This window comes from Desulfomicrobium norvegicum, from assembly GCF_900114595.1.
Classification (GTDB): Bacteria; Desulfobacterota; Desulfovibrionia; order Desulfovibrionales; family Desulfomicrobiaceae; genus Desulfomicrobium; species Desulfomicrobium macestii.
The window spans coordinates 82,717-94,650 of the sequence record NZ_FOTO01000011.1 but is presented as its reverse complement, the minus strand read 5'-3'; the positions used below and the strand labels follow the sequence as shown (position 1 = coordinate 94,650).

The window sequence follows — 11,934 nt, the reverse complement described above, 5'->3', positions numbered from 1 at the left end:
CCGGGTGCAGCGTCTTCCTTCCCCTTTGCAAAAGATCGTCGATCAGTTTTCGGCCCTGCCCGGTGTGGGGCCCAAAAGCGCCTTGCGCATGGCCCTGACCCTGCTCAAATGGCCCGAGGAGTCCGTGCGTTCTTTCGGCCGCGACATCGAGGGCCTGCGCAGCGCCCTGCACATCTGCTCTCGCTGTCACGGCCTGGCCGACAGCGACCCCTGCCATCTCTGCACGGACCCCGCGAGGACGCCGGAGCAGCTCTGCCTGGTTTCGGAGTGGGACAGCCTCATGGTCATGGAGGAATCGGGCATATTCAAGGGCCGCTATCTGATCCTGGGCGGCCTGTTGTCCCCGCTGGACGGGATCGATGCCAGGGCCCTCGAACTGGACAGCCTTGAATCCATCCTGCGTGAAGGGCAGGTGCGCGAAGTCATTCTGGCCCTGGGTTCGACCATGGAGGCCGAAGCCACGGGCTCCTACGTGCACAACCTGCTGACGCGCGGCTTTCCGAACGTGTCCGTGACCCGTCTGGCCCAGGGCATCCCGCTGGGTTCGGAACTCAAATACGTGGACCGCGAAACCCTGAAACAGTCCCTCAAGCACAGGCAGTCCCTGTAGCCCCATGAGCACCATTTCGGGCGAAGTCGTCACCGTCGTCTACCACAATCCTGAAAACGGCTACGTCATCGCGCGCGTGGACTCTCCGTCCGAACCCGGCCAGATCAACGTGGTCGGGCTTCTGGGTGACGTGGCTCCGGGCGAGTCCCTGCGCATGTCGGGCGAGTGGGTCGAGCACCCCAAGTTCGGGCGGCAGTTCAAGGCCGATACCTGCGAACATCTTCTGCCCGCGTCCATAAACGGCATTCGCCGCTTTCTGGGCTCCGGGGCGATCAAGGGCATCGGCGAGAAGACCGCCGACCGCATGATCAGCCGTTTCGGCAGCCAGATTCTCGACATCATGGATTCGGATCCCGAGCAGCTTCTTGAAGTGGAGGGCATCGGCCCGGCCAAGCTCAGGACCATCATTTCATCCTGGCAGGAGAAGCGCGAGGTGCGCGGGCTCATGCTTTTCCTGCAGACTCACGGAGTGGCCACGACCTTCGCCCACCGGATTTTCCGCCATTACGGGGTGAACGCCGTGCAGCGTCTGCGCGCCAATCCATACGATCTGGCCTATGACATCCATGGCATCGGTTTTCGCACCGCCGACGAGGTGGCGCTCAAACTCGGCTTTGCCGAGGACGCGCCGCAGCGTCTGGAGGCCGGGGTGGAGTATTGCCTGCGTCAGGTGGCCGACGGGGCCGGGCACATGTTCCTGCCGCGTCCGGTCCTGGCGGAGGAGGCGGCCAAGCTGCTGGGCTGTCATGATCTGGAGCTCATCGAGGAGCAGATCGACGCCCTGGCCGAACGCAAGCGCCTGGTCATCGAGCCCCTGCCGGAGAAGGGCGTGGCCGAGGCCGTTTTCCTGACCTATTTCTACCGGACCGAGCGCGAGATTTCGTCGCGCCTGCAGGGGCTGCTCGATCACGTCAGCCGCATCGCCCCGGAGAAGATTTCAAGGGCCGTGGAGCATGAGGAGCAGCGTCAGTCCCTGACCCTGTCGGAAGAGCAGCGGGCCGCGGTGGAGTCGGCCTGCGGGCACAAGGTTTCGATCATCACGGGCGGGCCGGGCACGGGCAAGACGACGATCACGCGTGTCGTGGTGCGGGCCTTGAAGGCTCTGGGGCTGAAGATTTCCCTGGCCGCACCCACGGGCCGGGCCGCCAAGCGCTTGGCCGAGGCCACCGGATTCACGGCCACGACCCTGCACCGGTTGCTGCGCTATCAGCCGGCCACGGGGTTCGAATTCAACGAAGAGAAGAAGCTTTCCGCCGACGTCATGGTCGTGGACGAGGTCTCCATGCTCGACTGCGGTCTGTGCCTGTCGCTTCTGCGGGCGCTGCCCCTGACCTGCCGCCTGGTTTTCGTCGGCGACGAGAATCAGCTGCCTTCGGTGGGCGCGGGCAATGTGCTCGGAGACATGATCGAGAGCGGCGTGATTCCGGCCGTGCGGCTGACGCACATCTACCGCCAGGCGCGGGAGAGCATGATCGTGGTCAACGCGCACCGTATCAATGAAGGCGAATTTCCCCTGGGCAGCCCGCATGCTCCGCCCAAGGCCGATTTTTTCTGGGTCGAAAAGGAGAACCTGCTCGAATTGCAGGCCCTGGTCCTGCGTATGGTCTGCGAGCGCATCCCCGAAGCGTACGGGCTTGATCCCATGACCGACGTGCAGGTGCTGACGCCCATGCACAAGGGCGAGGTGGGGACCATCGCCTTGAACCGCCTCCTGCAGGAACGCCTCAACCCGCAGGGACGGGAGCTGTTGCGCGGGCAGCGGGCCTACCGGGTCGGGGATCGCATCCTGCAGCTCAGGAACAACTACGACAAGGAAGTCTTCAACGGCGACCTGGGGCGCATACTCGGCTTCGATCCGGAGGATGAGACCCTGGTCGCGGAATTTGACGGCCGGGAGGTGGAGTATGGTTTCGATGAGCTTGACGAGATAGGCCTCGCCTACGCCATCAGCGTGCACAAGAGCCAGGGCAGCGAATATCCGGCCGTGGTCATGCCGGTGGTTTCGCAGCATTACATGCTCCTGCAGCGCAACCTGATCTATACCGGATTGACCCGGGCCAGGAAGCTGGCCGTGCTCATGGGTTCGCGCCGGGCCATGCACATGGGACTGGGCAACGAGCGCGGTCGGCAGCGTCACACGTCCCTGGCCGTGCGTCTGGCAAAAGAGCATCAAATCTGATCCAAGGGGCTGAAAGAACGGGTGAATGGGGCCGAAATCCCGGATTTGGGTGCGTGAGATGCGTTGACAGGCCCGTGAAAGCTTGTCTATGGAGTCTCTTTTGTGGATTGCGGGTGTGGCGGAACGGTAAACGCATCAGCCTTAGGAGCTGACGCCAAAAGCTTGTAGGTTCGAATCCTATCGCCCGCACCAAAAAAATGACAGATCCCGGACCAGAGGCTTCAATGCCCGCGATGCCAGGGACAAGACAATTCGGACGTACTGAGGAAATGACGGGAACGGGCACGCCGAGGGAGTAAGCCCACGCCCGCCTCTCGCGAAATATCGATTATCCGGGCCCCCGAGGGAGCGCCCATCACCTAAGGAGTGGAGTCATGGAATACAAAGTCGAAGAACTTTCCCCGGTCAAGCGCAAGGTGGCGGTGGAAGTGAGCGTCGAGGAAGTGCATGCCGCGTTGGCCGCTACCGTGGCCCTGTACCGCAAGGGTGCGGAGATCAAGGGTTTCCGCAAGGGCAAGGTCCCGTCCTCCGTGGTCGAGGCCAAGTACCGCAAGCAGATTTACGGCGAAGCCACGACCGACCTGATCAACTATCATATCAATGATATCCTGGGCGAACTCAAGCTCTCCCCCCTGTCCCGCATCGATGTCGATGCCAAGGAAATGGAGCGGGACGAGAATTTTTCCTATTCCTTTTCCTTTGAAATCGCGCCTTCCTTCGACCTGCCCGAGTACAAAGGCCTGGCCGTCGAGGAGGAGGACGTCGTCGTCGATCCGCAGCAGGTCGAGGACGTCATCGAGCGCATCCGTCAGAACATGGCCAAGACCGTGATCATCAAGGAAGAGCGTCCCGCCGTCACCGGCGACATCGCGGTCATCGACTTCCAGGCCTTCCAGGACGGGGCCGCCATGGAAGGAATCGCCGCCAACAAGTTTGAGCTTCCCCTGGGCGAAGGCAATTCCCTGCCCGAGTTCGAGGACATCGTCATCGGCATGACTCCCGGCGAAAGCAAGGAAAGCGAACTGACTTTCCCCGCGGATTTCATCAACGACAAGTTGGCCGGCCAGACCGTGTCCATGCAGGTCACCCTGCATGCCATCAAGGTCCGCGACCTGCCCGAGATCAACGATGACTTCGCCGAGCTTGCCGGCGGCTACACCTCCGTGCAGGATTTGAAGGACGCCATCGAGAAGTCCTACGTTTCGACCCGCAAGCAGCTGGTCAAGGGCGACGCTCAGAAGAAGCTCCTGGACGGCATCAAGGCCGAAGTCAGCTTCGAGCTGCCGCAGAGCATCGTCGAAGAGCAGATCGACAAGCAGATCGTCGAGCTGCAGGGCAAGCTTGAGCGTCAGGGCAAGAGCCTTGATTCCCTGGGCCGCACTCCCGCCGAGCTCCGCGAAGAGAACCGCGCCCAGGCCGAGGACGTGGTCAAGTCATCCCTGGTGCTCCTGGCCATCGCCAACGCCGAAAATCTGACGGTCGATCCCCAGGAAGTGGATATGGTCCTGCAGAAGATGGCCGCGTCCACCGGTCAGGACTTCCACTCCATCAAGGATTACTATGAGCAGCACAACCTGATGATCCCGCTCAAGGATCGGGTTCTGGCCGACAAGGCCATGGAACTTATTTACGAAAACGCCACGGTGACCACGGTTCCCCCGGCAGCAGCCCCGAACGCATAGTTTCGTGGGGGGCCGGGCTTGACCCGGCCCCTTTTCTTTTCCGGGAAGTCCGCGTTCAATCTGGCAGGCAATGTGCAGGTCAAGGCGGGTGACCCGCGACTCCCCCGCACACAGCCCTTGACACCCTGCCCCGGATCGTTATTTTTCAAATCTTTGGTGTCAGTCCCCATTTTTGTTTTTTAGGAGCTTTCATGGTCAGTAATTCCGTATTCGTCATTGAAAACACCGGCCGCGGCGAGCGGATGTACGATATCTATTCCCGCCTGCTCAAGGACCGCATCGTGCTTCTGGGCACTCCCATCGACGATCACGTCGCCAACTCCATCTGCGCCCAGCTGCTTTTTCTGGAGTCGGAGAATCCGGAGAAGCAGATCTACATGTACATCAACTCTCCCGGCGGGGCAGTGACGGCCGGCATGGCCATCTATGACACCATGCAGTACATCTCCGCGCCCGTGGCTACCCTGTGCATCGGCCAGGCCGCGAGCATGGCGGCGGTGCTCCTGGCGGCCGGCGAGAAGGGCATGCGCTACACGCTGCCTCATTCGCGCATCATGATCCATCAGCCCATGGGCGGATTTCAGGGCCAGGCGACGGACATCGCCATCCAGGCCAAGGAGATCATCCGGCTGCGCGGCGAATTGAACGGGATTTTGGCCAGTCACACCGGCCAGACGCTGGAGAAGGTCGAGCAGGACACGGAACGGGACTATTTCATGAGCGGGGAAGAAGCCTGCACTTACGGTCTCATCGATCAGGTTCTGGCCTCCCGCAAGGAACTTGAATAGATTCAGGAATTTTTTAGAATTTTGAGGTAACCATGGCGGAAAGAAAAAAAAGAACCGGCAAGGATCTGACCTGCTCTTTTTGTGGCAAGGGACAGGACGAAGTGCTGAGGCTCATTGCCGGTCCGGATGTATACATCTGCAATGAATGCATTGCCCTGTGCGATGACATCTTGAAAAATGACAATCGCAAGGAAGATCTTGATTCCTCGGACATACCGTTGCCCCAGGAGATCAAGGCCGCCCTGGATGATTACGTGGTCGGACAGGACGACGCCAAGAAGATCCTGTCCGTGGCCGTGTACAACCACTACAAGCGCATCAAGTATCACTCCCTGGTCAAGGATGACGTGGAGCTCGACAAGAGCAACATCCTCCTGATCGGCCCCACGGGTTCCGGCAAGACCCTGCTGGCCCAGACCCTGGCGCGCATCCTGAAGGTGCCCTTCGCCATCGCCGACGCCACGACGCTGACCGAGGCCGGGTATGTGGGCGAGGACGTGGAGAACATCCTGGTCCAGCTGGTACAGAACGCCGACTACAATCTGGAGTCGGCGGCCAAGGGCATCATCTACGTGGACGAGATCGACAAGATTTCGCGTAAGTCCGACAGTCCGTCCATCACCCGCGACGTGTCCGGCGAGGGCGTGCAGCAGGCGCTTTTGAAGATCATCGAAGGGACCGTGGCCAACATCCCCCCCAAGGGCGGCCGCAAGCATCCGCAGCAGGAATTCATCCGCCTCGACACCTCGAACATTCTTTTCATTGTCGGCGGTGCCTTCATCGGACTGGACGACATGGTCAAGCAGCGCGTTCAGGGTTCGAGCATGGGTTTTGGCGCCAAGATGCGCCGCAAGCAGGATGACAACACCGACAGCCTGCTCAAGCAGGTTCACCCCATGGACTTGATCCGTTTCGGACTTATTCCTGAATTTACAGGGCGCATTTCGGTCATCACTTCCCTCACCGAACTCAACGAGGAAGATCTGATGCGCATCCTGCAGGAACCCAAAAACGCTCTGGTAAAACAGTATCAGAAGATGTTCGAGCTTGAGAACGTGGAACTCAAATTCACGCACAATGCCTTGAAGGCCCTGGCCTCCAAGGCGATCAAGCTGGAAACCGGGGCGAGGGGCCTCAGGTCCGTGATGGAATCCATCATGCTTGACATCATGTACACTCTCCCGTCCACCAAGGACGTCACCGAGTGCGTAATCAACAAGGCCGTGGTGGAAGAGGGCAAGGAACCTTTGCTCCTGTTCAAGCCAGAGGCCAAGAGCGCCTGACCATCCGTGGTCGGCCAAGACCCGCGAGATCAACCATGACCGATGCCATAGTTTTTGAAAAATCCACTCACGGGAGCATGATCCTTCCGGTCATGTCCCTGCGCGAAGTGGTCATGTTCCCCAAGTCCATAGTGCCTCTTTTCGTGGGCCGGGATTCCTCCATCAAGGCCATCGAGATGGCCCTGGACAGATACGAGAAGAGGATTTTTCTGGTCGCCCAGAAAGATCCCGGACAGGAACGACCCGACGTGGAAGGCCTCTATGAAGTGGGCACGGTCAGCAAGGTCTTGCAAATGCTGCGTCTGCCCGACGGGACCATCAAGGTGCTCTTCGAGGGGTTGTACCGTGCGTCCTTCGACCATGAGCGCGGGCTCATGATCGAGGACGACATCCAGATGGTGCGGACCTCCGCGCTGCCGGATCTGGAAGGCAATCCCATGGAGGGCGAGGCTCTGGTCCGGGCCACCCATGAGGCGGTGGAGGAATACTCCCAGGTCAACCGCAAGCTGGCCAAGGAGACCATCCTGGCCATCACCAGCGTGTCCCAGCCCGGCCGCCTGGCCGACAGCATCGCCCCGCATCTCAAGGCTACCTACGATCGCAAGCAGGGCGTTCTCGAACTGCGCAATCCCGTCCGCCGTCTGGAGCGGGTCTATGAACTCATCCAGGAAGAGGTCGAGGTCTTTTCCCTGGAGAAGAAGATCAAGGGCCGGGTCAAGAAGCAGATGGAGGAGAATCAGAAGGATTACTACCTCGGCGAGCAGCTCAAAGCCATCCACAAGGAGATGGGCCGGGATTTCGATCCCAAGGCGGACATGGAGGAGCTCGAAGTCCAGCTCAAGGAAAAGGACATGCCCGAGGAGGCTCGCGCCAAGGCCATGGCCGAGATGAAGAAGCTGCGCCAGACCCCTCCGTCCTCGGCCGAGTACGCGGTGCTGCGCAACTACGTGGACTGGATTCTGGCCCTGCCCTGGAACGTGGTCCGCGACGTGGACATCGACATAAAGCAGGCGCAGAAAATTTTGGATGACGACCATTACGGCCTTGAAAAGCCCAAGGAGCGCATTCTCGAATACCTGGCCGTGCAGGCCCTGGTCAAAAAATTGCGAGGTCCCATTCTTTGCCTGGTCGGCCCTCCCGGCGTCGGCAAGACCTCCCTGGCCAAGTCCATCGCCCGGGCCACGGGGCGCGAATTCGTGCGCCTGTCGCTGGGCGGCGTGCGCGACGAGGCCGAGATCCGCGGTCATCGCCGGACCTATGTCGGGGCTCTGCCGGGCAAGATCATCCAGTCGCTCAAGCGTGTCTCGACCAACAATCCGGTCTTCTGCCTGGACGAGGTCGACAAGATGAGCATGGACTTCAGGGGAGACCCTTCGGCCGCGCTTCTTGAAGTTCTCGATCCGGAACAGAACAGCGCCTTCAACGACCATTATCTGGACATGGACTACGACTTGTCCCAGGTCTTTTTCATCACCACGGCCAATTCGCTCCAGACCATTCCGCTGCCCTTGCAGGACCGCATGGAGATCATCACCATCCCCGGCTATCTTGAGACGGAGAAGGAACGCATCGCCTCGGATTTCCTGCTGCCCAAGCAGCTTGAGCAGCATGGCCTCAAGTCTGAAAATCTGAGCATGTCCAAGGGCGCGATCCTTGAGATCATCCGCCGCTACACCCGCGAATCCGGCGTGCGCAACATGGAGCGCGAGCTGGCCTCGGTCTGCCGCAAGGTGGCCAGGGCCCTGGTGGAAGAGGGGGACATGGACAAGACCGTGGCCGTGACCAAGTCCATGCTTGGCTCCTATCTTGGCGTACCCAAGGTTCGCCATGGCCAGCGCGAGGAGGAGGCCCAGGTCGGTGTGGCCACGGGCCTGGCCTGGACGCAGGTCGGCGGCGAACTGCTCTTTGTGGAAGTGGCGCTCATGCCCGGCACGGGCAAGATCGAGATCACCGGAAAGCTTGGCGATGTCATGCAGGAGTCGGCCAAGGCGGCCATCAGCTACATCCGCTCCCGCTCGGAGTTCTTCGGGCTGCGCAAGGATTTCTACAAGGAAATCGACACCCACATTCACGTGCCCGAAGGAGCCACCCCCAAGGACGGGCCCTCGGCCGGGATTACGCTGGCCACCTGTCTGGCCTCGGCCTTGCTTGACATTCCCGTCAGGAACGACGTGGCCATGACCGGGGAGATCACCCTGCGCGGCCGAGTTCTGCCCATCGGCGGGGTGCGCGACAAGCTTCTGGCCGCGCATCGCGGTCTCATCACGCGGGTTCTGCTGCCCAAGGAAAACGAGCGGGATCTGAAGGAAGTGCCCAAGGTCATCCTGAAGGACCTTGAGATAGTGTTCGTCGAGAACATGGATCAGGTGCTGTGCGAGGCCTTGAAGGATGTCACCATGGAGACGCTTTTCTGTCCTTCCGCCGACATCATCCCGGTCTCCAAGGCACTGCACAAGGGACATGAGTTCTCAAGTCCGCAATAACGCGACGTTTCCGAAACAATTTCGAAAACCCCCACCGCTTCCGCGCTGGGGGTTTTCGTTTGTATTGGGCCGGGCGGGTGCGTGTTCAAGGCATGCGGTAGACCCAGACTGGTTTGTCTTCGCGGTTGCGCAGCACGACAAGAGGTTCAAGGGCCAACGCCTCGAATTCCAGGCTGACCAGCCAGGAACCGGGCGAAAGTTCACGCAGGGCTTTTTCTGCCGCCGGGCCCATGCTTTCAGGGCGCTGGAACATGTAAACCATGGAGTAGCCCGACCAGTCGGCCTTCCAGATGTCTCCGTGGCGCACTCGGGCGAAGGGGCAGCGCCAGGTGCACACGATGCGCAGGGGCCAGCTTTTTTCCAGTCCGTCGATCTGCGCCATGGGGTAGACACGGTACAGTTCGAAAAGCCCGTTGCCCACTCCGCAGCCTGCGTCCAGAATGCGATCCGTGCACTTGAGCGGCGCGATCTTGTCCAGGCCGTCCAGAATGCCCTTGGGAGTGGGGAACAGCGGAGCATCCCGCCACGCGCTCATGGGATAGAGGAGCAGCAGAAGGCCGAGCGGGATGAGCCAGATCCAGGGCGGAAGCCCGGTCCCGAGGTTTGATGCGGCCAGGGACAGGGGGAAGCCGGCGGCGATGAAAAATTTGCGCCAGACGGAGACGGCCATGGAACTGGCCGCGAGTCCAAAGCTCGTGGCCAGGGTCAGGCTCCACGGAATTGGAGTTTGCAGGGCGTGCAGGCTCAGGAACAGCGCCCAGCAGGCACCCCAGGTCACAAGCGCGGGCAGCGGCCAGGGCAGCCCCACGAGGCGTCCTTGAGAACTCTTTGCGTCGCCTTTTTCGGGCGTGGGCCGGGTTTTGGGGCTGGTCATGATATTTCCGGGAAAATGGTGAACTTTCGGACCGGACTGTGCGGGAAACGAGGGCAAAAGAAAAGCGGCGCGGGAGCATGAGGCGCGAGTTTTTTTGTTGTGGTCCCGGCTCTTTTATGCTGGTCTGCCAGCGCAATGAAACACGAAGCTTCCACCACCGCCACGGACGATCTGGCCCAGGCCCGCGCCACGCGAAACCCCTTGCGCAAGCTCTACCACTGGACCCTGCACTGGGCCGCCACGCCTTACGCCCTGCCGGCCCTGGTGCTCCTGTCCTTTGCCGAGAGTTCTTTTTTTCCGGTGCCGCCCGATGTACTGCTCATCGCCCTGTGCTTTTCGACGCCCGGACGCTGGTTCAAACTGGCCGCGTGGTGCACCGCGGCCTCGGTCGTGGGTGGATTGCTCGGGTATTTCATCGGCTGGGGGCTTTGGGAGACGGTAGGCCTGCCCATCGTGCGCATGTATCATGGGGAGGCCGTGGTCGAGATGGTCCGCGTCTGGTACGAAAATTACGGTTTTTTCGGCGTGCTGGTCGCCGCGGTGACGCCCATCCCGTACAAGGTCTTCACCATAGCTTCGGGCATGATGAGTTTTGATCTGGGCCAATTCGTGCTGGCTTCGGTACTGGGCAGGGCAACGCGCTTTTTCCTGGTGGCCGGGCTCATCCGTCTGTTCGGGGCGCGCATCAAGCCTTTCATGGAAAGGCATTTCGAGCTGGCCGCCTCGGCCCTGGTCGTCCTGGCCATTCTGGGCTTTGCGGCCATCAAATATCTTTAGCCGAGTCAGGCCGCAATGGACGTGTCCGGTCGGCCCGGATTGCGTCAGGCAGCAGGCCAGATTTTGGTCAGAACGCGCATGCTCTTGCTTTCCACCCAGGGGGCGGTTGAGAGCGCATAGTCCTTGAAATGGGGCGTTGAGCGGTGCACATCGTAAAACGTGGCCGCATCGGTGTAGGTTTCGTAGAGGGTGAAGTTGGCCGGATTTTCGGGATCCTGCAGAATTTCAAACCCGAGACAACCTTCTTCCCTGGTGACTGAATTATTCCCCTGCCGCATCACCGCCTCTCGAAAATCATCGGCGAATTCCTTCCTGGTCACGACATCCACAATGACGACGAACATGAACTGCTTCCTCCGGCGCCGATGATCAGCGAATGATTTGTTTTGCCTTGTCCACCTGGCTTGGGGTCAGGTCGGCCGGCACCTTGTCCCTGCCCAGGGCCTTGCACACGATGTAGCGGGCGCACTGCTCGAAATCCCCTTGGCAGTACTTGCGTTTCATCATGCTTGCCGTGCTTGGCATGTTTGCCATTTTATCATTGAAAAATAGACACTTGGTAGTCAACTCGCAATCGGGCATGTGTCCTCCTGATTTTTTTATCGGTATCAGGCCCGGCCGGGTCTGCCAATAGGAATTGCCAGCCGGGTGATTCGCATTTGGCTTGCCTGGTGCATTTCGGAATAGAGTGTGCCCTGGAATCAGCCTTGGCGATCTTGAACCAGGATGAGGAGGCAGGGGATGCGCTGCGAAATTTTTCGTTGACAGCCGGCTGTGCGGGGACTAATTCGTCGCTTAAATAGTTAGTCATGTCTAATATGTTTGTACCGTTTAAAGTGTGGCTGATGAGCCGGTGCTTCTCTAGATTAGGTGCTTAGTGTCGAGTATGTCCGGATGAAGATTTGGCCCAGGAATTTTGTGAGGCCTGTATAATTAGCCTTGTCTAATTATGCGTCAGGCACACAAGAGGCGGACGCGGAACAGTTGTCCGCCGCAGCCGGGAGAACAAGAAAAGTGACAGGGAGGAAGCATGTGTTTCAAGTTGGATAACGGTTCGGAGTTGTTTTCGGTTCAGGACATGCATCGTTTGCGCAAGAAATCGAGCGGAGCGATGGGGGCGCGGTCATGGGTGCTGGGCGCTTGCGGCGCTCATGACCGGGAGGTTTCGGCGGGTGGCGGCCTTCAGGGCTCAGACGAAGCTGACGCGCCTGACGTGCGGGCCAGGAAAGGTTGACAATACGAACAGTTGATCGGGGTT

At 60.2% G+C, this 11,934-nt stretch carries 11 protein-coding genes and 1 tRNA gene; 9 read left to right on the top strand and 3 right to left on the bottom strand.

Going from position 1 to position 11,934, the window contains the following annotated elements; genetic code table 11:
• Nucleotides 1-4 precede the first annotated feature (4 nt).
• The 7 genes from recR to lon all read left to right on the top strand — a co-directional run bounded on the left by recR (nt 5) and on the right by lon (nt 9,025).
• The gene (gene recR, locus BMZ24_RS14795) at nt 5-610 is read left to right on the top strand and encodes a recombination mediator RecR (protein WP_092193537.1); all 606 of its coding nucleotides are present in this window, start codon (nt 5-7) and stop codon (nt 608-610) included.
• A gap of 4 nt (nt 611-614) precedes the next feature.
• Entirely contained in the window at nt 615-2,789 is a 2,175-nt protein-coding gene (recD2, locus tag BMZ24_RS14790; protein WP_092193536.1) for an SF1B family DNA helicase RecD2, read from the top strand.
• A gap of 109 nt (nt 2,790-2,898) precedes the next feature.
• Nucleotides 2,899-2,981, top strand: a tRNA-Leu gene (locus BMZ24_RS14785).
• A 182-nt stretch (nt 2,982-3,163) separates the two neighbouring features.
• Nucleotides 3,164-4,471, top strand: a complete 1,308-nt coding sequence (gene tig / locus BMZ24_RS14780; protein WP_092193535.1) for a trigger factor — start codon at nt 3,164-3,166, stop codon at nt 4,469-4,471.
• A 191-nt stretch (nt 4,472-4,662) separates the two neighbouring features.
• Nucleotides 4,663-5,259 carry an ATP-dependent Clp endopeptidase proteolytic subunit ClpP gene (gene clpP, locus BMZ24_RS14775; RefSeq protein ID WP_092193534.1) on the top strand — a complete coding sequence of 199 codons (597 nt, stop codon included), beginning with the start codon at nt 4,663-4,665 and terminating at the stop codon, nt 5,257-5,259.
• A 32-nt stretch (nt 5,260-5,291) separates the two neighbouring features.
• Nucleotides 5,292-6,542, top strand: a complete 1,251-nt coding sequence (clpX, locus tag BMZ24_RS14770; RefSeq protein WP_092193533.1) for an ATP-dependent Clp protease ATP-binding subunit ClpX — start codon at nt 5,292-5,294, stop codon at nt 6,540-6,542.
• A 35-nt stretch (nt 6,543-6,577) separates the two neighbouring features.
• A complete protein-coding gene (gene lon / locus BMZ24_RS14765; protein WP_092193532.1) occupies nt 6,578-9,025 on the top strand; it encodes an endopeptidase La in 2,448 nt (815 codons plus the stop codon).
• Nucleotides 9,026-9,110: 85 nt separating this feature from the next.
• Here lon and BMZ24_RS14760 read toward each other — a convergent pair whose 3' ends face one another.
• Nucleotides 9,111-9,899, bottom strand: coding sequence for a class I SAM-dependent methyltransferase (locus BMZ24_RS14760; protein ID WP_092193531.1), 789 nt, complete (start codon nt 9,897-9,899; stop codon nt 9,111-9,113).
• Nucleotides 9,900-10,034: 135 nt separating this feature from the next.
• On the opposite strand from BMZ24_RS14760, the gene BMZ24_RS14755 reads away from it, so the two are divergent.
• A complete protein-coding gene (locus tag BMZ24_RS14755) occupies nt 10,035-10,676 on the top strand; it encodes a YqaA family protein (protein ID WP_092193530.1) in 642 nt (213 codons plus the stop codon).
• Between the two features lie 44 nt (nt 10,677-10,720).
• Here BMZ24_RS14755 and BMZ24_RS14750 read toward each other — a convergent pair whose 3' ends face one another.
• Together BMZ24_RS14750 and BMZ24_RS20215 are read right to left on the bottom strand one after the other, a co-directional pair.
• The gene (locus BMZ24_RS14750; RefSeq protein WP_092193529.1) at nt 10,721-11,020 is read right to left on the bottom strand and encodes a putative quinol monooxygenase; all 300 of its coding nucleotides are present in this window, start codon (nt 11,018-11,020) and stop codon (nt 10,721-10,723) included.
• A 25-nt stretch (nt 11,021-11,045) separates the two neighbouring features.
• Entirely contained in the window at nt 11,046-11,183 is a 138-nt protein-coding gene (locus BMZ24_RS20215) for a hypothetical protein (protein ID WP_225940522.1), read from the bottom strand.
• Between the two features lie 523 nt (nt 11,184-11,706).
• Here BMZ24_RS20215 and BMZ24_RS14740 point away from each other — a divergent pair.
• Entirely contained in the window at nt 11,707-11,910 is a 204-nt protein-coding gene (locus BMZ24_RS14740; protein WP_092193527.1) for a hypothetical protein, read from the top strand.
• Nucleotides 11,911-11,934: the final 24 nt, after the last annotated feature.

Excerpts from the sequence above, each read along its gene's own strand:
- recD2 (WP_092193536.1), top strand. The coding sequence starts at position 615 with ATGAGCACCATTTCGGGCGAAGTCGTCACCGTCGTCTACCACAATCCT.
- tig (WP_092193535.1), top strand. The coding sequence starts at position 3,164 with ATGGAATACAAAGTCGAAGAACTTTCCCCGGTCAAGCGCAAGGTGGCG.
- clpP (WP_092193534.1), top strand. The coding sequence starts at position 4,663 with ATGGTCAGTAATTCCGTATTCGTCATTGAAAACACCGGCCGCGGCGAG.
- clpX (WP_092193533.1), top strand. The coding sequence starts at position 5,292 with ATGGCGGAAAGAAAAAAAAGAACCGGCAAGGATCTGACCTGCTCTTTT.
- lon (WP_092193532.1), top strand. The coding sequence starts at position 6,578 with ATGACCGATGCCATAGTTTTTGAAAAATCCACTCACGGGAGCATGATC.
- BMZ24_RS14760 (WP_092193531.1), bottom strand. The coding sequence starts at position 9,899 with ATGACCAGCCCCAAAACCCGGCCCACGCCCGAAAAAGGCGACGCAAAG.
- BMZ24_RS14755 (WP_092193530.1), top strand. The coding sequence starts at position 10,035 with ATGAAACACGAAGCTTCCACCACCGCCACGGACGATCTGGCCCAGGCC.
- BMZ24_RS14750 (WP_092193529.1), bottom strand. The coding sequence starts at position 11,020 with ATGTTCGTCGTCATTGTGGATGTCGTGACCAGGAAGGAATTCGCCGAT.
- BMZ24_RS20215 (WP_225940522.1), bottom strand. The coding sequence starts at position 11,183 with ATGATGAAACGCAAGTACTGCCAAGGGGATTTCGAGCAGTGCGCCCGC.
- BMZ24_RS14740 (WP_092193527.1), top strand. The coding sequence starts at position 11,707 with ATGTGTTTCAAGTTGGATAACGGTTCGGAGTTGTTTTCGGTTCAGGAC.